Here is a 20,329-nt window from a genome sequence, read left to right as displayed (position 1 = left end):
ACGAAATTTACCCTTAAATGAAATTACATAGAGAAGGATATACAATTATGGCTGTTACGGCCATTGTTCTCATACTTATCAATTTGGGCATACTGTATCTGTTGCCCGACGGATATTGGATTCCCCGAATTGTGCTTGTTGCCAGTATCGTAATTTTCTTTTTGGTTGTACAGTTTTTTCGTGTACCATCACGTGTTGTTCATATGAGCGACCGCCAGGTGGTAGCCCCGTGCGATGGTAAAGTAGTTGTGATTGAAGAGGTAGTTGAAAGTGAATACTTCAAAGGACCACGCAGGCAGGTGAGTATTTTTATGTCACCTCTTAATGTGCACATCAACTGGAACCCGATCAGCGGTGTGATCCAGTATTTTAAATATCATCCCGGATTATATCTGGTTGCCTGGCATCCCAAATCAAGTACGGAGAATGAACGCACAACAGTGGTAATTCGTAACACAGAGGGTGTAGAAGTTCTTTTTCGCCAGATTGCCGGAGCAGCCGCACGCCGTATCCGCTGGTACGTGAAAGAAGGAGATAAAGTAGAGCAAAGCACCGAAATGGGCTTTATTAAGTTTGGGTCGCGCGTGGATCTTTTCTTACCGCTGGATGCAGAAATAAAGGTCAATTTGCAGGACAAAACGGTTGGAAGTGTAACTGTAATTGCCGAGTTGAAATAATATATCGTATTACGAAAACGAAAACGCCATGTTTGCAGTGATTCTGTAAACATGGCGTTTTCATTTATATTACTAGAATAACCGCCAGCTCAGTATCTGCTGGAAAAAGTTTGGAACAGCAGCCGGATATACCACAGCCATAAACACCATCCCGAAAATTGCACCGTACATGTGTGCACTGTGGTTGACGTAACTTCTGCCTCGTCTTCCTTCATAGAATGAATATCCAAGGAAGAGTATACCGAAAATAAATCCTGGCATGCAAATGAAGAAGTAAAGGCAAATTTCCATCAGCGGAGCAAATAGTAAAGCTGCGAAAAGTACAGCAGATACGCCTCCGGATGCTCCCAGCGAGTTATAGTTAGAATTGGTCCTGTGTTTAAGATAGGTTGGAATATCAGATACGATGATACCAACTATATATAAAAAGAGGTAGTAAAAAGTGCCGTTCGGACCAAATAGCATTCCGAAAAGGCGCTCAATTCCATCACCTACAAACCACAAACTGAGCATGTTGAAGATAAGATGCCCAAAGTCGGCATGAACGAAACCAGAGGTAATAAACCGGTAGTACTCGTTCCTTTTTGTAACCTTATATGGATTCAGGATCATTTTCTCCATTAAGCTATAATTATTAAAAGCATAATAGCTGATCCCCGATGTAATAATGACAAGAATGAGGGTAATAGACATGGATTATATTAAGTGAATGATAGAATGATTGATTTAAATGTGAGCATAACCATTGTGATTATTGCTCACGGTTTACCAGCTGATCAACGAATTGGAGCAATGGTTGCAAGCGTCTGGCTGGTACATTCAGTTGCTCAAGAGAGGCAAAACCGCTGTTAAAATACTCGCTTATCTTAGCTTCGGTAAGCTCACGGATTCCTAGTTTGTCATAAATACCTCGTACGGCGTTTACTTTTTCGTCTTTGTCAAAAGTCTCCAAAGCTATCCATTTGTTCAATTCCTCTTTCTCTACTCCTTCTGCTTTTCCCAGCGCTTCAATTAGTAAAAAGGTTTTTTTATTGGAAATAATATCTCCACCAACCTGTTTGCCGAATTTTTCAGGATCTCCGTATACATCAAGCAGATCATCCTTTAACTGAAACCCGATTCCCATACTTTCTCCTGCTTTATATAGCAAGCGTGCAGAGTCCTGATCGGCTCCGCCTGTCATTCCTCCAAGTTCCAGAGCGAAGCCCAGCAGAACAGAGGTTTTGAGGCGGATCATTTCCAGATATTCTGTTTCAGTCACATCCCAACGGGTTTCAAAATTCATGTCGAGCTGTTGTCCTTCACAAACTTCGGCAGCAGTTTGGTTGAAACGTGCTAAAACCTGCCGCAAAAGATTCGGGTTGATATCCAGGAGATGATCATATGCTTTTATCAGCATAACATCACCGGACAAAATAGCCGTATTGGCATTCCACTTTTCGTGTACAGTTGCCTTGCCACGGCGCAGTGGCGCTTTATCCATGATGTCATCGTGCATGAGCGTGAAATTATGAAAAATCTCCACCGCCATAGCAGGCTTCAAGGCATTTTGCCAGTTGTCGTCAAATACGCTGGCTGCCAGTAAAGTTAAAAGGGGGCGAAACCGTTTTCCATTCAGAGACATGATGTACCGGATCGGTTCATATAATTCGTCGGGATGGTTGCCATAAGAACTTTTATCGAATTCGCTGTGAAGCGTTTGCAGCAGTTGTTCTGTTTTTATCATTTTTAGTTTATTTCAGCACCATACTTCCGGTTGTGCTGATGACATGAGTAGTAACGATTCTCTATATCCTGAGATGTATGCAAAGTAGCTAAATAGTGGTGACAATCTCAAAAGAACGTAGAGTTCGTATATATAAAGGCAATTTCGTACTAAGAGGTTCGCTCTGTCCCAATTTTAATATCTTTGGTTTTCATTACTTCAACCTGCCCAACCATGCCATTTTACCAATATTTCAACGGAGATATCATTCCTGTGGATGCTCCTGTTTTTAAGACAAATGATCTCGGTCTTTTACGGGGTTTCGGTTTGTTTGACTATTTCCGAACTTACAATGGAGTACCTTTCCGGTGGAATGACTACTGGCAGCGTTTTGAGAACTCTGCGAAATTGTTAAAACTTCCGTTGGCAATAACTCAGGAGGAGACTGCTAAAATTCTTGCCGATTTATATGCGCTCTCAGAAGAAAAGGAAGTGGCATTCAGGTTCGTACTTACGGGTGGTTACGCACCTGATAGCGTGAATGTAGTAAAGCCCAACTTTTTGATCAAAACTGAAGCGCTTCCTCAGGATAATCCCGCCGGCCGCTTAAAAGGTATCAAAGTTCTTCCGTACGAATACGTTCGTGATTTGCCGGAAGTGAAGAGTACAAATTATGTACATATGGTGCTCATGGCAGATAAAATGCGGGAAGAACAAGCTTCGGATTTGCTTTTTTACAAGGATGGTGAGGTAAGCGAATTAACCAGAAGTAATGTTTTTATAATAAAGGACAATGTTCTGATCACTTCTGATGCAAACATTTTAAAAGGAATTACCCGTAAGGTGGTGATGGAACTTGCTGCACCCTTTTTCGAAATCCAGGTTCGACGTGTCACTTACGACGAGCTGATGAGTGCTGATGAGGTATTTACAACCAGCACGACCAAATGGGTGATGCCAATTGTCCGGATCGGAACACATACTGTGGGTAACGGGCTTGCTGGCAGGCATTCATTATTTCTTCAAGGACTTTTAGAAAAGTTAGTGAGTGAATGGGGAAAATAGTGCTTTATTTTCAGACGTATATTAGCATATGTCACTCATAGTATATTACCAATGTTTAGTTAAATCATGGTAAAGTAATAAATTCTTCAGTTCCTCCCTTGTATTTATAATGTAGTTGTATACCTGAGACTACATAATTCCAACTATTAATTTATCGTCTATTTATTTATGCAAACGTTTCCGATAACGTTTGCATAAATAAATTAGTAGAAAAGTTTTATTATTTCTACTCAAATGCATAAATCATGTCAGGGTTTCGAATAGTACTTTTCGTCCATTTTTTATTGTTATTGCTTTTGTGCAAATAGCGGCATCCACCATTCACTCTTTCTCTATATAGGTTAATGCAATCGGTTGAATCATTACTTGAGCAATAAAGTTATGTTCTTTCTAATATTGCATTATATGAATTTTATTTTGAATAATTTATATCGCAACGGCATCATAAATTTAATTACTTGTCAGTTTTTTAAATCCCTAAGTTAGTATGAAACAAAACTTTACCTGTATTAATCGTTACCTGATCGGATTTGCCCTCACCGGCATATTAACCGCAGGTAACGCTGCTCATGCACTGCCTTCAAGCCCACCTGCGGCGAAGGAGTTGACAGTGGATAGACCTGTAACAGGAACCATCCTGTCGGCAGATGACAATACGCCAATTCCGGGAGTTTCAGTGGTATTGAAAGGAACGCGTTCCGGAACAAATTCTGATGCGGAAGGAAAGTTCAAAATTGACATTGTGGACGATAAATCGATTCTGGTTTTTTCGGCAGTTGGTTTTGTGAGCCAGGAGGTAGTAGTAGGAAATCAGTCCACCTTCGCCATATCCCTGGTAAGTGATATGAAATCGCTGAGCGAAGTAGTGGTTGTGGGTTATGGATCTCAGAAGAAGAGCCAAACCACAGGCGCAATTTCATCCGTTTCGGCGAAGGAAATTACCGAAATGCCAATTACCAACCTGGGGCAGGCATTGCAGGGACGTACAGCCGGTGTGGACGTGAGTCAGTCAGGCTCCAAGCCGGGTAGTGCTCCTAAAATCCTTATTCGTGGTCGTCGTTCTTTTAATGCAGGAAACGATCCTCTTTATGTTGTGGATGGAATTCCGTTGGCGGCAGGTTATGAGGATATTAACCCCAATGATATTCAATCAATGGAAGTATTGAAAGATGCGACAGCAACTGCCATTTATGGAGCCCGTGGAGCGAATGGCGTTGTGCTTGTAACTACAAAGCGTGGTGGTGTAAAAGGTAAAACAACGGTTACTTATGACACCTATTTTGGGGGTTCCAAGGCACTTAATAAATTAACGTTGTTCAGCGGACCAGAATTTGCAGAATACGTACGTGAAGCATATCGATCAACTAAAAACAGTCAGGGGCAGATTATTTACACCGACAAAGATGGCAAATATGTTCCAACAGGGCAGTCTGATCCTACTGCGGATGCGAAGATTGCTGTACTTGGTAGTGATCCCAATGTTGTGGATGGTATCGAGAAAGGTCGTAGTACAGATTATCAGGATTTGTTATTAAGAACTGGTTTTCAGCAGAATCATACATTGGGTGTACAGGGCGGAAGCGACAGAACACAATTCTACATTTCTGCCGGTGTATTTCAGGATAAAGGTATAACCAAAGGTCTTGATTACATGCGTACATCGCTGAGAGCAAATATCGACCACAGTATCAATAAAAGACTGAAGGTTGGAATTTCTTCTTACCTCATGTTCAGCAACCGAAATGGTGAATTTTTAAATCCATATAGTTTTACTATTCAGCAAAACCCGCTCGGTGCACCATATAAAGAAGATGGGAGTATCAATTTTACACCAACAAATGACGCTCTTTTGACAAATCCATTGGCTGAAATTGTTGATGGAGCTCAGGTCGATAATATCAAGAGATACAGAATGTTCAACAGCGTTTATGCAGAAGTACAAATCCTGGATGGTTTAAAGTACCGCGTTAATTTTGGACCTGATATTACTATTTCACGCTGGGGAAGATTCATAGGAGCGCAGACTAACGCTCGTAAAGGTGGTGAATCGCAGGCCAGTGCTGCCAGTACATTTGCTTTTAACTGGACCGTTGAAAATATTTTAACCTACAATAAAACTTTCAATAACAAACACAATTTGGGAGTGACATTGGTTCAATCTATCCAGCGTGATAGATATGAAGGCTATCAAATAAATGTACAGGGTGTTCCGGTAGAAGCACAGCAGTTTTACAATATGGGCAATGCCAGTACGGTATTGCCTCCGGGCAGCACCTTAATTCCATGGACAATCAGCTCGTATCTGGGACGTATCAACTATGACTTTAATGATAAATATCTGGTTACATTGACATTGCGAAGAGATGGATCAAGTCGTTTTGGAGAAAATACAAAATGGGGTAATTTTCCAGGAGTTGCCTTAGGGTGGAACATGAGTAATGAGGCATTCCTGAAAGGTACACCATGGCTTGATTTGCTTAAACTAAGAGTTGGTTGGGGTAAAGTGGGTAATCAGGGTGTAGCTCCTTATCAAACCCAGGCTTTACTTGGTAGAACCGTATATGCATGGGACAACGTAGGTGCATTTGGTTACAGACCAACCACAATTGGTAATAAAGATCTGCGGTGGGAAAGTTCTGCTTCTACTAACATCGGGATAGACTTCGGTATCTTTGCTGGTCGCGTGCAAGGTTCTTTGGAATTCTATCAGACCAATACGACTGATTTGCTATTGTCCGATCAGCTTCCGGGCTCAAACGGTTATAGCGCTATAACACGTAACGTAGGAGAGACCAGAAACCGGGGTGTTGAGTTGGGTATAACTACTACCAACATCAACTCAAAAGGAGGTTTCAAATGGAATACGGATTTCCAGTTTACCAAGAATAGCGAAGCTATTATTTCTTTGTATAACGGAAAGGTGGATGATGAGGGGAATAAATGGTTTATAGGGCAACCACTTAACTCCTTCTTTGATTACAAGAAAGTTGGGATATGGCAGATTGCTGAGGCGGAAGAAGCGAAAAAATATTATCCTGGCGATCAAAACAATGCATTGGGTGCAGGTGTAGGACAAGTTAAAGTACAGGATACAAATGGTGATGGGGTAATCAATGCGCAGGATCGTGTTTTACTTGGATCTGACGTGCCTGATTTCAGCATGGGAATTACAAACCGGTTCTCGTACAAAGGTTTTGATTTGTCTTTCTTCCTTTTTGGCCGTTTTGGACAGATGATTGTTAGTGGTTTCCATCAGGATAACAATGCCCTTGCAGGACGCTATCAGCAGATTAAAGTGGATTACTGGACTCCGGATAATCCTAACGCATCATATCCGCGACCATTCAGCAGTCAGGAATTCCCGCAATACCGTCCAACATTGATTTATTTTGACGGATCCTTTATAAAAATTCGTAACATCAATTTTGGATACACTTTTCAAAACAATATCATAAAGAAATTGGGTTTAGAATCTTTGAGAGTTTTCACAAGTATTCAGCAGCCTAAAATCTGGTCGAAATTTATATCGGAGCACAATGGTGTTGATCCTGAAACTTCAGGTACAGCCGTTAACAACGGAATCACCCCTGCAACCAGAATAACTACATTCGGATTGAATGTCAAATTCTAAGGTTGGTTTTTAAGTATAGATTTTTTAAAATATTAATTGACTAAGACATGAATTTCAAACATATAATAAAACCTGCAAGAGTTTTTGCCATTGCAGCATTGATGCTTACCGGGCAGTCCTGTAGTCATTTATTGGACGAAGAGGTGGTCTCGGGAATAAGCAGCAACTATCTCAATACACCAAAAGGATTTGAGGATGGTGTAAACTCGGCATATTCTTCGCTTCGGACTTACTATGCCACCCAGTTGGGATTAACTATGACCGAATTCGGAACTGACATTTACGCAACAGGAGCAGATGGTGGATACAAAGGGTTTCACTTTTACGATACTCAAATGAACCCAACTGTGGATTATCTGGGTACTTTATGGGATGAGTTCTATCGGGGAATCAACACCTGTAACGCCATTATCGACAGGGCTCCCAATGTGACTGGCGTTAGTGATGACATTAAAAAGTTGCGAATCGCTGAGGTGAAATTTCTTCGTGCGCATTATTACTTCATCTTGTTCCAGCAATATGGCGGTGTAGACCTGCGGTTAACAGAAACTTTGGAAGCAACCAAGGATACAAAAAGAAATACTGATGCAGAAATGTATGCGGCGATTATTAAAGATATGACCGAATCAATTGCTGACCTTCCGGCGACAACAGGCCAATATGGTAGAATTACCAAGCCGATCGCAGAAATGGGACTAGCGAAGGTATATCTTACAAAAGCCTACTCGACTCAGAAAGCCGCCGACGATTTTACCAAAGCTGCGGAGTTGTGTAATAATGTAATAACCAAGTATAGCTACAAGTTGCAGGACGATTTTGCGAGTGTGTTTGACGAAGGTAATATCAGGAACTCTGAGGTTGTGTGGGCAATACAGTATACTGCCGATGCTATTACCAATGTTACCAATAACACCAATCCTGTGAACAGTGGCAATAACCTGCACCTTTTCTTTGGTATGCAGTATGATGTGCAGGCAGGAATGCAACGGGATATTCTGAACGGACGCCCGTTTAAGCGTCTTCGTCCAACTACCTATTGCACAGAAGTTGTTTTTGGAGAACGCGTGAATGATTCACGTTACAAAAAGACGTTCAAAGATACATGGTTGAGTAACAAGCCAGGAAAGGATTTGAAAACGGCATTCGACGATTCTAAAACAACGGTCACCTTCGCTGCGGGAGACACAGCCATATTCATACCTGGTTACGAAATGTCAAAAGAAGAACGGGCAAAAAGAAAATATCAGGTGCTGGTGCCAAGTAAATACTCCGAAGCATTGTTCCCGACCTTAACCAAATTTTTCGATACCAAACGTCCTGACATGACTTACGAACCAGGTAGCCGTGATTTCTTCGCCTTTCGCCTGGCGGACACATATCTGATGCTTGCAGAAGCACAACTTGCAGCAGGTAAGGTCAAAGAAGCTACTGACGCAATTAACATCGTTCGCAGAAGAGCTGGATGGCCCGGGAAAAAGGATGCGATGGAAATTACTCAGGCACAGACAACTTTTGAATTTATAGTGGAAGAACGTGCGAGAGAATTGGCCGGAGAACAAACCCGTTGGATGGATTTGAAACGTTGGGGTAATCTTGTGGATAAAGTTAAAAAATATAATCCACAGGCAGCAGCCAACATCACTCAGAACCATTTGTTGAGACCAATTCCTCAAACGCAGATCGACAGAAGCGCTAAAAATGCGGAAGGTGTATCTGTATTCGCTCAAAACGCAGGTTATTAAGTATTAATGGCCGGGTTGAAAACCGGGTGGGCTGTAAAGCAAAAGGGCTGCTGGTCGTCAAACCAGCAGCCCTTTTGCTTTATCCGGATTTTAACTCCAACCCTGCGCTGTAAGTGGAACACGGTTGTCGCCTTTGGTATGTAATGCGATTTCCTCTTTGTTGTCTGTCACATATCCTATCACACTTATTTTAGGATTGTTTTTGATCAGTTCGTATGCATCCTGTGGAACAGTAAATAGCAATTCGTAATCTTCACCGCCATTCAGAGCCGCGGTCATAGGGCTTAAATTGAGCTCCGTTGCTGCCAGATAAGTCTGATCGTCAATAGGTAAGCGCTCTTCAAAAACGATTGCACCCACTCCCGACTGCGCGCACAGGTGGAGCAGATCGGAAGCCAAACCGTCAGAAATATCAATCATAGCCGTTGGCAATACACCCGCTTCTGCAAGTTCGTAAATCACGTCCATACGTGCTTCCGGGCGAAGTTGCCGCTGAATCACATAATCTTTGCCTTCCAGCTCAGGCTGCATATTGGGGTTAGCAAGAAAAACCTGCTTTTCCCTTTCCAGTAACTGTAAACCAAGGTATGCTCCCCCAAGATCTCCCGTAACGCATAAGATGTCATTCGCTTTTGCCGTATTACGATAAGTGATCAGGTCCTTTTTTACCCTTCCAAAAACGCTGACTGATATGAGCAAGCCGGATCGGGAAGAAGATGTGTCACCGCCAACAAGATCCACATTATAATCTGCACAGGCCGTTTTCATGCCTTCGTAAAGTTCATCAATAGCCTCCACCGAAAAGCGGTTGCTCAATGCCAGGTTAACAGTTACCTGATGCGGAATGCCGTTCATGGCTGCGATGTCGGATACATTTATAGCGATCGCTTTATATCCCAAATGTTTCAGTGGAAAAAAGGTAAGGTCAAAATGAACCCCTTCCAATAACATGTCGGACGATAACAGTCCGAATTCCGTTCCCAGATCAACAACGGCGGCGTCGTCGCCAATTCCTTTTATAGTGTCAGGTAATTTAGTTTTAATTCCCTGGTTTATTCTTTTTATCAGGCCAAATTCGCCCAAGCTACTAATTTCTGTTCTTGCTTCCATGTTGTAAAATTAAACAAAAAAACGAAGCCACTTCCTGTATGAGAAATGGCTTCGTTTTTAAAGCTATTCTAAATCCTTTTAGTTCCTGGTTCCTTTGCAGGAAGTTGGAACTAAGGATTAGTAAGCGTGTATTCGTTTATAGTATTTCCTGTTTTCGGACTTGCTTTCAGATTTTTGATCACAAGTTTTGCGTCATCAATAGAAACTATAGAAAATTCAACAACTCCGCCACTGCCGGTTGGTTGCGGATTCAAACCTTTCAGTATCAGTTTTGAATCTCCCTCTACTTCCCATGTCCCTACGAAGGTTGAGCCTTCTTTTTCTGTGTAGGATACAGATGAAGCGGAAATGTTGAGGCGGAAGTTGGAATAACCGGGAGCAGTATTGCTCGATCCTCCTCGTGTATACACCGTCGCAGCACCTTCTTTAACCGATTCTGCCGTCCATGCTTTCGCAATGCGTTCAGAAAGAGGTTTTACTTTTTTCTTGCATCCCGTCGAAATCAGGACCAAAGCAATTACTACGCAGCAAAGCAGAGAGTAACTTTTTTTCATATCTTAATTTTGTGATATTCTTAAACAGAACGCCAAGTTCATACTTTTTAGTCTTATTATCAAAATATTCTGTGCGAGTGAATTAAAATTCCTCGCAAAAACCTTAATGACTAAATTGCACCGCAAAAATAATATTAAATGAAAGAATATACCAGAGCGCAGTTGGCATTACGCAACGGACAGGATCGGGAGGAAATCTGGTGTGCATATAAAGGGATTATTTATGATGTTACGACTTCCAGATTGTGGAGAAATGGACATCATTATGAACACTGGGCTGGCCAGGATCTGACAAAAGAATTGGGAGATGCACCACACACGGACCGTGTATTTGAGAAATTCAGCGTCATAGGGAAATTGACCATTTGAAGGTTTAAGAGGGCAGCAGATGTCTGTTATTAATGTAACTATGAATCAACAAAAAAATATATTGATTGCCGACAGCGGCTCAACCAAAACGGACTGGGTGTTAAAACATCAGAATGGTGTCACCAAAATCCAATCGGCGGGATTAAATCCTTTTTACCAGTCGGCAGAGGATATTATTGAGGTATTGACCAAAGAGGTTATTCCGTCAGTTAACACCGCCGTGCATGAGATCCATTTTTATGGAGCTGGCTGTGCGGATGCAGTTTCATCAAAACCCGTGAAAGATGCATTGGTATCCTGTTTCCCCGAAGCCTATATAGTAGAGGTAGCTTCGGATATGCTTGGCGCATCAAGAGGGCTTTGTGGGAGAGAGTCCGGGCTGGCTTGTATACTTGGAACAGGAGCAAACAATGTGCTATATGATGGAAATAACAACGTCAGATCCATCGGGTCGCTGGGTTTTTGGCTTGGCGATGAAGGAAGTGGGTCATTTTTAGGGAAAACACTGGTTGTTCATTTCCTGCAAAATGAGTTACCAGAAGATCTGAAAACCCTTTTTTCAGAACAATACCCGGAAATTAACCGGCTCACTGTGTTAGATCACGCATATAAAAAGCCTTTCCCTAATCGTTATTTTGCAGCTTTTACACATTTCATTGGTGCCAATATATCGCATCCGTTTTTGAGCGAACTGGTTAGCAAAGCATTTAACGTTTTTATTGAAAAATATGTGGTAAAGCACCCGGAGACAAAAGCGTATAAGGTTCATTTTGCGGGATCAATTGCCTATCATTTCAGGGATATTCTGGAAATGTCGTTGAAGGAGAAAGGACTCAAAGTCGGAAGAATTCTAAAGTCTCCGATGGATGGGTTAGTTGAGTTTCATTCGTGATTTTTTCCGTTGTGGTGGATCTGATAAATCGGAACAGTAAGGATTAGTGAATCAACATTAATGATTAACTTTACTTTAACTGCAAGTCAAATATTTAGAAGAATGGAAAATCTATTGGGCCGTATCACTATTAACCCAAATGTTTGTCACGGAAAACCAACTATCCGAAATAAACGGTATCCGGTAGAAATGTTGCTTGATTTATTGGCAGCCGGTAGTACCTACAAAGAAATTTTGGATGATTACCCTTCACTAGAAAATGACGACATCCTGGCTTGTCTTGCCTACGCTGCTAAATTGTCAAAAGTTAAGAGCGTTCAGAATGTAATTTCATGAAATTTCTGGTGGACGCTCAATTGCCCTACTTGTTGGCGCAATGGATTAGAGATAAAGGGTTTGAAGTTGTTCATACGGATGATCTCCCAGCAAAGGATGAAACAGAGGACCGGGAAATCCGATTATTTGCTGATGCCAACGGATTTATTGTTATCACAAAAGATTCTGATTTTTTGGATAGTTACATTCTGAAAAGCTCACCTCGTAAGATGTTGTTGATCACCACTGGAAACATCAAAAATAAAGCTTTGCTGGACTTGTTTCGTTTGAATTTTCAGGAGCTTATTAATCTCCTCGCCATTTATGATCTTATCGAGATGAGTAATACGCAAATCACAGCCCACGAATAACAAACGTTAATGTATGTTAACCGTAGACGTTAAGTCACTTTCCACAACTTTCCAAAAACGTTATACCAGAGTTAGGTACTAACTTTGTCTGGTAAAAATTACAATAATGTCCCGCCGAACAATTCAGTTGCTTACTATATTTTCTGCCTTGCTTATAATCGGTGTGGTGATTACGCAGATATACTGGGTGAAGCAAACGCTGGATCTGAGACATCGCCAGTTTAATCAGAACGCGCATGTGGCTTTGCAGGATGTAGCAGGGAAATTGGCTCATGTGAGCGGTGTGATGCAGACTACCAATCCGGTGGAGCAATTATCTACAGAGTATTTTCTTGTGAATACCAATGCCACAACACAGCCGGATCTGCTCGAATTGTTTATCAAGGACAGTTTTCAAAAGCATAATCTGATTACCGATTTTGAAGTGGGAATTTACGATTGTACAACCAATCGCATGCGATACGGTATGTCGCTGAGTACCAAAAACAATGAAAAATCTCCCACGGCAACGTCAAATTGGGTCAAAACAGACAAATATCCCTACTATTTTGGCGTTCGTTTTCCTGAGCAGGAAACCTATTTCGCCGGAAGTATGACAGGCGCAATCTGGTCGTCTGTGCTGGTGTTGGTTGCCGTTTCGTTCTTTGCGTATGCTTTATTTATTATTCTGAGACAGAAACAATTATCGGAAGTGCAGCGCGATTTTGTAAACAATATGACACACGAGCTGCAAACGCCGATCTCTACCATACGCATTGCAGCCGATGTGCTCAATTCAGAAAGTATAATAAAGCAACCTGAGCGGCATAGCCGATACGTTCGCATTGTGCAGGAAGAAATATTGCGTTTGCAAGGTCAGGTAGAGATGGTGTTGTCCATGGCAAAAGCGGAGCGAAATGCACTTATACTGAAGGAAGAGACAATTGATGCGCATGAGGTGATACAATCTCTGCTGCTGCCTTTCGACGACAAAATCCAGTTTATTTCGGATGCAGCGAACGGTGTCATCCGGGCCGATCCTTTTCATTTCAGATGTATGATCACCAATCTGATTGATAATGCCCTGAAATACTCTGATGATGCTCCGAAAGTGATTGTTAAAACATCAAATAAAAATGGGAATCTGCTCGTTTCGGTGCAGGATCAGGGCATAGGAATTGCACCTGAATATCAGAAAAAGATTTTTAACCAGTTTTTCAGGATTTCATCCGGGGATGTGCATAACGTAAAAGGCTTTGGAATAGGGCTTAGTTATGTGAAACAAATCGTGCGTGCACACGGCTGGTTGCTGGAACTGGACAGTGCACTCGGAAAAGGAAGTACATTTAAGATTACAATTCCGCAGGGTAAAGGAACTGCGGGCTGAGATTATAGAAAGTCATTTTATCAAAGTTTTCAGACAATATTGCAACGTTAGCCATTTACAACCTAAACATCAGATCAGTTGAAGAAGAAAATTTTATACGTAGAAGATGATCCGAATCTTGCTTTTGCTACCAAAGATAATCTGGAACAGTTCGATTATGAGATTGTTCATGCACACGATGGTGTGGAGGCACTGGAAATTTTTGGTAAAGAGCATTTTGATATTTGTGTTTTGGATGTGATGCTGCCTAAAATGGATGGCTTTACACTGGCGGAAAACATCCGTAAGTCGGATAGCCAGGTGCCGATCCTTTTTTTAACAGCCCGCTCGTTACAGGAAGACAAAATCAAAGGCCTTCAATTGGGTGGGGATGATTACGTCACCAAGCCATTCAGTATTGAAGAGCTGAGGTTGAGGATTGATGTTTTTCTTCGGAGAAGCAAGGCAGAACAACCTGCCGTAGCTAAACCGGAATCTAATAGGATCGGGAAGTATATATTTGATTTTCAAAAACTTACTTTGTCAATTAATGACAGTTTACAAACCCTGACATTCCGTGAAGCGGAGGTGCTAAAATACCTTGCCGACAGACCTGACCAGGTAATCAGAAGAGATGATCTGCTTAAAGCTATCTGGGGCGATGATGATTATTTTATGGGCAGAAGTCTGGATGTTTTTATCTCACGTCTCCGAAAGTATCTGTCGCAAGATCCTGACATTCGTATAGATAACATTCACGGAGTTGGCTTCAGGATGCGTTGGTAATTTGAACTTTTTATAAAAATTTCTTGGTGGAATACTTGCGTTACCAAAAATAAGTCCGCATATTTGCACCCTCATTTGGAAAAATAGTAAAGTCATGGCTAAGGTTTGTCAAATTACTGGTAAAAGAACTCGTGTTGGAAATAACGTTTCCCACGCTAACAATAAAACAAAACGTAAATTCTTCCCGAATTTGCAGAAAAAACGTTTCTTCCTTCCTTCAACAGGGGAATGGGTTACGCTTAAAGTAGCTACTTCAGCACTTCGTACAATCAACAAGAATGGTATTGAAGCTACTATACAAAAAGCTTACGATAAAGGAACGCTTACGTTCTAAGAAATTTACGAATTTATTGGAAAGGACTTCTCCTATCGGGAAGTCCTTTTTTTCGTTGCTTTAATCGTTTCTAACTGATGCAATCTGAAAAACCGGTTTATCTGCTTTTGGGGTCTAATCTGGGCGACAGGCTGCATATCATGCATACTGCGGTTGAGATGCTGGCAGAAGCGGTGGGCAATGTAACTGCTATGTCATCGGTTTATGAAACTGCTCCCTGGGGCGTGTTGGATCAGCCTGCTTTCCTCAATCAGGTGGTGGAGGTGCATACCACGCTCGCCGCGGAAGAGGTTTTGCGACTTGTGCTGGAAATCGAACATGAGCTTGGTCGGGTGCGCTATGAGCGCTGGGGTGCCCGTGTTATCGACATTGATATCCTGTTCTTGGGTAATCATGTGCAGGATAGCGCCCGCCTCACAGTCCCGCACCCACGTTTGCATGAGAGGCGGTTTACACTTGTTCCTCTGGTTGAGCTCATACCATTTTATGTACATCCTGTTTTAGAAAAAACATTATCTGAATTATTAGAAACATGTACGGATGATAGCGACGTACATGTCTTTTCAGGAAATAATTCAATTGCGGATTAAATAGTCATCTGCATCTTTCTTCCCATTCACTTCCCTTTTACAGCAGTTCATCATTTATTAATTCCTTTCGCGCCATTTTATTGGTTGTTTTGCGTTGTGAAACTGACGACGCCCGGAATTATTTGTTGTTAAATAATTAGGGTATACGTCTTCTGAGTTGTCACCGAATAAGAAAAATTCAATTTTACACCACCTAAAGTGAGCCATGATTAAAAAATTATCCGTCATCTGGTTAAGCACTATACTCTTGTGTATGAGCATAAGCGCTTTTTCCCAAAATAAACAAACCGTGAGCGGTTATGTAAAAGACGCCTCGAATGGAGAAGGTCTTATCGGCGTATCAGTATATGTGCGCGAAGCAGAAACGGGCGTCGTTACCAACCCCTACGGCTTTTATTCTATTACATTACCTGCTGGAACCTATACGCTGGTGTATAGCTACATTGGTTACCAAAAAACGACTAAGACAGTTGTGCTGGATGCTGACAAAACCGTGAGTATTGAAATGGGTGACGAAAGCAGTGAACTGGCCGAGGTAACTATTTCTACAAAAAAAGAAGATGAGAATGTGAAGGGTATCGAAATGTCGGTTAATAAGGTGGAGATGAAAACCATCAAAAAAATGCCGGCACTTTTTGGTGAAGTTGACCTTGTTAGAAGTATTCAGCTCTTACCTGGCGTAACTACCGTTGGTGAGGGTGCATCCGGTTTTAATGTAAGAGGAGGGGATGTATCCCAAAATCTGGTATTGCTGGATGAAGCACCTGTTTACAACTCATCACATTTGTTTGGATTTTTCTCTGTATTTAATCCTGATGCGGTAAAAGATGTGAAACTGATCAAAGGCGGGATTCCTGCTCAATACGGAGGAAGGATCTCTTCGATTCTGGACGTCAGGATGAAGGAAGGTAATGCCAAAAAGAGAGAGATTAACGGAGGTTTGGGGACTATTTTCTCTCGTCTTACCTACGAACAGCCTTTTGCAGAAGGAAATGGATCATTTATTGTGGCTGGTCGTCGGTCTTACATAGATGTATTGGCAAAGCCATTTTTGAATAAAGACATCCGCGATTCCAAGTTTTACTTTTATGATCTTACTGCCAAAGTGAATTACAGACTTGGCGATAAAGATACTTTTTATGCTTCCGGTTATTTTGGTAAAGATGTATTCGGTGGGGGAGATTTCGCATTCGGTTGGGGTAATGCAACGGCCACAGGTCGCTGGAACCACATTTTTTCCAATAAGCTGTTCATGAACCTGACTGCTTTTTACAGCAATTATGATTATTCGTTAGCGCAAAATGCAAATGATGACAATGCAAAGGACAAATTTGACTGGAAATCAAAAATTATCAGCACCAGTATCAAGCCTGATTTTACATATTACCTCACACCAAACAATCAGTTAACTTTTGGTGGACAATACATTCGTTACGATTCACGTCCGGGAAAAGCAACTGCAATTTCAGAAGGTGAACAAACCGATATCAGCCAAGATCCACGCTATGGAGATGAGTCAGCATTGTATATTGGGAATGAACAAAAACTGACGGATAAAATTTCTTTACAATACGGTTTGAGATACTCATACTTCCGTAGCCTTGGTCGCGGAACAGAGTATGACTACCAGGAGATTATAAAAGGTGAACACAAACTGCCTATTTTCCCGGGTCGGGAATACGGCAAGGGTGACGCGATCAAATCATACGGGAATTGGGAACCACGTTTTTCCGTAAACATCGGTCTGTCTTCGTCAACATCTATTAAAGCGAGCTATAACCGAACGGCGCAATATCTGCATTTGCTTTCCAACACTGCTGCTAGTTCCCCTTTGGATGTATGGACTTTGAGCTCGACGGCCATTCGTCCTGAAAAGGCAGATCAGGTGGCTTTGGGCTGGTTCAGAAATTTCAAAGAGAATACTTACGAAGCATCTGTGGAGGTTTATTATAAAAAACTTTACAACCAGATTGACTACGTTCCGGGATCCGAATTGTTGCTTAACAGATTTGTTGAAGGAGATTTGCTTTCAGGAAAAGGCCGTGCTTACGGTGCGGAATTCTATTTGAAGAAAAATAAAGGAAAACTTACCGGTTGGGTGAGCTACACCTTATCCCGTACGGAGCGAATGGTTGAAACCATCAACAACAACGACTGGTTTGCAGCACGATTTGATAAGCCGCATAACTTCACTGCTGTTGCCATTTATGAGCTTAAAAAGAGACTTTCTTTGTCAGCTAACTTCACGATTGCGTCCGGTACACCGGCAACCTTCCCTACTAATAGTTACATATGGAAAGGAATGTTGGTAGGACACAACTACAAAAACGAGAGAAACAACAATCGAATTCCGGCATATCACAGGCTGGATCTGGCTGCTACACTTAAATCCAAAAGAAAGCTGTTTAATATTGGTGAAGGAGAGTGGGTGTTTTCGATATATAATGTATACAATCGGAGAAATGCGTTTTCGATTTATACTCGTGGTAACGAAGATACTCCCCTTAGAGCCGAGGCTATACGGTATTCGGTTATTGGAAGTTTTATTCCTGCTATTACTTACAACTTCAAGTTCTGATCAATTAAATTATCCCTTTCTTGAAAAGTTAAAAAGATGAAAAATACATTGAAAAATACATTAACAAAGTCAGCTATTTACAGCTTGTTATCGCTACTTGTTATCGTCAGTCTCACTGGCTGTGAAGACGTGATTGACTTCCAAACTGAAACAGGGCCGCCGCAATTGGTTGTCGATGGATGGATAACCAACGAGCCGGGATCTCAAACCATCACCCTCAGCTGGTCATCTGGATATTTTGATAACGGTTCTCCCAAACCATATCTGGGTGCAACAGTAACAGTTACAGATAATTTGGGTACTGTTTATGAGTTCAAAGACGTAGCAGGTGACGGCAAATATGTTTGGCAATCGCCGGGAAAAGATACGTTGGGTCACATTGGCCGTAGTTATAAATTACAGATAAAAAATGGCAATGATATTTTTACCGCCGCAAATGAAATTAGGCGAGTTCCCAATGTGGATTCTGTTGTTTATCAGAATGAAACGTTGCCATTTGAACCAGATAAAGGCCCCAAAAAAGGCTATATAGCATCGTTCTATGCAAGAGACTTTGTGGGAGAAGGAGACACATATTGGATTAAACCAGTGATAAGAGGAAAAGCGGTTGTAGAAAAACCTTCCTTAATTTCAACTGCATATGACGCAGCGTTCAGTGCGGGCGCTCCGTCTGATGGGCTGATTTTTATTTTGCCTTTGCGTCAATCAATTACAACTGATTCACTATATTCTGCCGGTGCTTCGGTAGGAGTAGAGTTACATAGTATTACGAATGAGGCATTTGAGTTTTTGAAACAAATGAGAGAACAGGCATCTAATGGTGGCCTTTTTGCCGTTCCTATTCAAAATTTGAAGTCAAATGTAGTAAATACGAATTCCTCTGGAGACAAAGCTCTGGGCTATTTCGGTGCCTCTGCTGTGAGCCGGATGGAAACAGTGATTGATCCTGCAAAAGCAAGGCCTGAAGATTAATTCCAAAACTGTTTTCGTTAAAAGCCACTTGTGAGAATACTTGCAAGTGGCTTTTTTGTATATTTCTAGTACATTTTACAATCTTCATGAAAAGACTATTCTTGTTGTTCATTTTTTGCCAGATTTTATCTGCACATGCTCAGCAACGCCCACGTGAACTGGGTATCAAAATTGGCGTTTTGCCTACCGGCACTTTAAACGCAATTACGGATGTTGAGGGTGTGAAAGTTGGGCAGATCACGCTTTCGGAAGGTGATGATGTACGAACCGGAGTTACGGCGATATTACCACATAGTGGTAACATTTTTCAGGAAAAGGTACCGGCAGCCATTTATCTGGGAAATGGTTTTGGCAAGTTGGCTGGATATTCTCAGGTGGAGGAACTGGGGACTATGGAGACTCCAATTGTGCTTACAAATACGTTGAGTGTGCCCACTGCATCAGACGCTTTGATTGACTGGACATTGGGCCAGGCAGGTAATGAGGACGTAAGATCTGTAAATCCTGTGGTGGGAGAAACAAATGATGGCTATCTGAATGATATTCGGGGGCGTCATGTAAAAAAGGAACATGTTCTTAATGCACTTGCTCAGGCAGAATCGGGTGCGGTAGATGAGGGTAATGTGGGTGCAGGTACAGGTACTGTGTGTTTTGGCTGGAAGGGCGGCATTGGTACTTCATCCAGGAAATTACCTGAAAAACTGGGAGGTTATACTGTAGGTGTTTTGGTTCAGACCAACTTTGGAGGTGTGTTAAAAATAAATGGGGTGCCTATCGGTGAGGAACTTGGACAATATGCTTTCAAAGAGGCTCTTGATAAATCTTCGGACGGTTCCTGTATGATGATATTGGCTACTGATGCACCTTTGGATGCGAGAAACCTTAAACGCTTGGCTAAAAGGGTGATGCTGGGCATGGCTCAAACGGGAGGTATTGCTGCCAACGGAAGCGGAGATTACGTGATCGCTTTTTCTACGGCTAACCGCATACTTCACAATGCTCCCCAACCGACTTCTACGGCTACTTTTTTGAATAATGATTTTGTTTCTCCGCTTTTTTTAGCTGCAATTGAAGCAACAGAGGAAGCAATCATTAACTCGCTGTTTATGGCTACAACCTCGTCGGGAACAAAAGATCACAAAGTTGAAGAACTTCCAAAAGAAAAAGTAATGGAAATTATGAAGAAGTACGGCAGAGTAAAGCTGTAATCTTATAGTTAATTCTGTCCGTTGGGTTAATTATAATAAAATAAGCACTTTATATTTGCGATTGTAATATTTTACACTAAAATTT

Annotated in this window: 19 protein-coding genes; 15 read left to right on the top strand and 4 right to left on the bottom strand. The window is 41.7% G+C overall.

The window, feature by feature from the left end:
• Positions 1 to 17 precede the first annotated feature (17 nt).
• Complete coding sequence (locus LZG71_RS21485; RefSeq protein WP_233823895.1) at positions 18 to 677, top strand: phosphatidylserine decarboxylase family protein; 660 nt, start codon at positions 18 to 20, stop codon at positions 675 to 677.
• A gap of 72 nt (positions 678 to 749) precedes the next feature.
• Here the strand turns inward: LZG71_RS21485 and LZG71_RS21480 are convergent, their stop codons facing one another.
• Together LZG71_RS21480 and LZG71_RS21475 are read right to left on the bottom strand one after the other, a co-directional pair.
• Entirely contained in the window at positions 750 to 1,370 is a 621-nt protein-coding gene (locus LZG71_RS21480) for a rhomboid family intramembrane serine protease (RefSeq protein ID WP_233823893.1), read from the bottom strand.
• 58 nt (positions 1,371 to 1,428) lie between these two features.
• Positions 1,429 to 2,403 (bottom strand): polyprenyl synthetase family protein, encoded by a 975-nt coding sequence (locus LZG71_RS21475; protein ID WP_233823891.1) that lies wholly within the window; start codon positions 2,401 to 2,403, stop codon positions 1,429 to 1,431.
• Positions 2,404 to 2,616: 213 nt separating this feature from the next.
• On the opposite strand from LZG71_RS21475, the gene LZG71_RS21470 reads away from it, so the two are divergent.
• The 3 genes from LZG71_RS21470 (at position 2,617) to LZG71_RS21460 (ending at position 8,820) form a co-directional block, all read left to right on the top strand.
• Positions 2,617 to 3,447, top strand: a complete 831-nt coding sequence (locus LZG71_RS21470) for an aminotransferase class IV (RefSeq protein WP_233823889.1) — start codon at positions 2,617 to 2,619, stop codon at positions 3,445 to 3,447.
• A gap of 487 nt (positions 3,448 to 3,934) precedes the next feature.
• Positions 3,935 to 7,078, top strand: a complete 3,144-nt coding sequence (locus LZG71_RS21465; RefSeq protein ID WP_233823887.1) for a TonB-dependent receptor — start codon at positions 3,935 to 3,937, stop codon at positions 7,076 to 7,078.
• Positions 7,079 to 7,125: 47 nt separating this feature from the next.
• On the top strand, positions 7,126 to 8,820 hold the full coding sequence (locus tag LZG71_RS21460) for a RagB/SusD family nutrient uptake outer membrane protein (RefSeq protein ID WP_233823885.1): 1,695 nt from the start codon (positions 7,126 to 7,128) through the stop codon (positions 8,818 to 8,820).
• Between the two features lie 90 nt (positions 8,821 to 8,910).
• On the opposite strand, the gene thiL is transcribed toward LZG71_RS21460, so the two are convergent.
• Both thiL and LZG71_RS21450 read right to left on the bottom strand, forming a co-directional pair.
• Positions 8,911 to 9,930, bottom strand: coding sequence for a thiamine-phosphate kinase (thiL, locus tag LZG71_RS21455; RefSeq protein ID WP_233823884.1), 1,020 nt, complete (start codon positions 9,928 to 9,930; stop codon positions 8,911 to 8,913).
• 110 nt (positions 9,931 to 10,040) lie between these two features.
• On the bottom strand, positions 10,041 to 10,484 hold the full coding sequence (locus LZG71_RS21450) for a hypothetical protein (protein ID WP_233823882.1): 444 nt from the start codon (positions 10,482 to 10,484) through the stop codon (positions 10,041 to 10,043).
• A 138-nt stretch (positions 10,485 to 10,622) separates the two neighbouring features.
• On the opposite strand from LZG71_RS21450, the gene LZG71_RS21445 reads away from it, so the two are divergent.
• The 11 genes from LZG71_RS21445 (at position 10,623) to LZG71_RS21395 (ending at position 20,244) form a co-directional block, all read left to right on the top strand.
• Positions 10,623 to 10,853 carry a cytochrome b5 domain-containing protein gene (locus LZG71_RS21445; RefSeq protein ID WP_233823880.1) on the top strand — a complete coding sequence of 77 codons (231 nt, stop codon included), beginning with the start codon at positions 10,623 to 10,625 and terminating at the stop codon, positions 10,851 to 10,853.
• A gap of 40 nt (positions 10,854 to 10,893) precedes the next feature.
• Entirely contained in the window at positions 10,894 to 11,745 is an 852-nt protein-coding gene (locus tag LZG71_RS21440; protein WP_233823878.1) for an N-acetylglucosamine kinase, read from the top strand.
• 102 nt (positions 11,746 to 11,847) lie between these two features.
• Positions 11,848 to 12,081, top strand: coding sequence for a DUF433 domain-containing protein (locus LZG71_RS21435; protein ID WP_233823876.1), 234 nt, complete (start codon positions 11,848 to 11,850; stop codon positions 12,079 to 12,081).
• Positions 12,078 to 12,431: a DUF5615 family PIN-like protein gene (locus tag LZG71_RS21430; protein ID WP_233823874.1), complete on the top strand. Its 354-nt coding sequence runs from the start codon at positions 12,078 to 12,080 to the stop codon at positions 12,429 to 12,431. Before LZG71_RS21435 ends, LZG71_RS21430 begins: the two co-directional genes overlap by 4 nt.
• Positions 12,432 to 12,537: 106 nt before the next feature.
• The gene (locus tag LZG71_RS21425) at positions 12,538 to 13,797 is read left to right on the top strand and encodes a sensor histidine kinase KdpD (protein WP_233823872.1); all 1,260 of its coding nucleotides are present in this window, start codon (positions 12,538 to 12,540) and stop codon (positions 13,795 to 13,797) included.
• A gap of 78 nt (positions 13,798 to 13,875) precedes the next feature.
• Complete coding sequence (locus tag LZG71_RS21420; protein ID WP_233823870.1) at positions 13,876 to 14,562, top strand: response regulator transcription factor; 687 nt, start codon at positions 13,876 to 13,878, stop codon at positions 14,560 to 14,562.
• A 94-nt stretch (positions 14,563 to 14,656) separates the two neighbouring features.
• On the top strand, positions 14,657 to 14,896 hold the full coding sequence (gene rpmB / locus LZG71_RS21415) for a 50S ribosomal protein L28 (protein WP_026632020.1): 240 nt from the start codon (positions 14,657 to 14,659) through the stop codon (positions 14,894 to 14,896).
• A 77-nt stretch (positions 14,897 to 14,973) separates the two neighbouring features.
• Positions 14,974 to 15,486, top strand: coding sequence for a 2-amino-4-hydroxy-6-hydroxymethyldihydropteridine diphosphokinase (gene folK, locus LZG71_RS21410; RefSeq protein ID WP_233823868.1), 513 nt, complete (start codon positions 14,974 to 14,976; stop codon positions 15,484 to 15,486).
• Positions 15,487 to 15,739: 253 nt separating this feature from the next.
• The gene (locus LZG71_RS21405; protein ID WP_233823866.1) at positions 15,740 to 18,064 is read left to right on the top strand and encodes a TonB-dependent receptor; all 2,325 of its coding nucleotides are present in this window, start codon (positions 15,740 to 15,742) and stop codon (positions 18,062 to 18,064) included.
• A 36-nt stretch (positions 18,065 to 18,100) separates the two neighbouring features.
• Positions 18,101 to 19,036, top strand: coding sequence for a DUF4249 domain-containing protein (locus LZG71_RS21400; protein WP_233823864.1), 936 nt, complete (start codon positions 18,101 to 18,103; stop codon positions 19,034 to 19,036).
• A gap of 86 nt (positions 19,037 to 19,122) precedes the next feature.
• Positions 19,123 to 20,244 carry a P1 family peptidase gene (locus LZG71_RS21395; protein ID WP_233823862.1) on the top strand — a complete coding sequence of 374 codons (1,122 nt, stop codon included), beginning with the start codon at positions 19,123 to 19,125 and terminating at the stop codon, positions 20,242 to 20,244.
• Positions 20,245 to 20,329: the final 85 nt, after the last annotated feature.

Origin of the sequence: Dyadobacter sp. CY312, assembly GCF_021390535.1 — a bacterium.
Lineage (GTDB): Bacteria > Bacteroidota > Bacteroidia > Cytophagales > Spirosomataceae > Dyadobacter.
The sequence above is the reverse complement of the archived record's forward strand: the minus strand, read 5'-3'. Positions and strand labels throughout refer to the sequence as shown.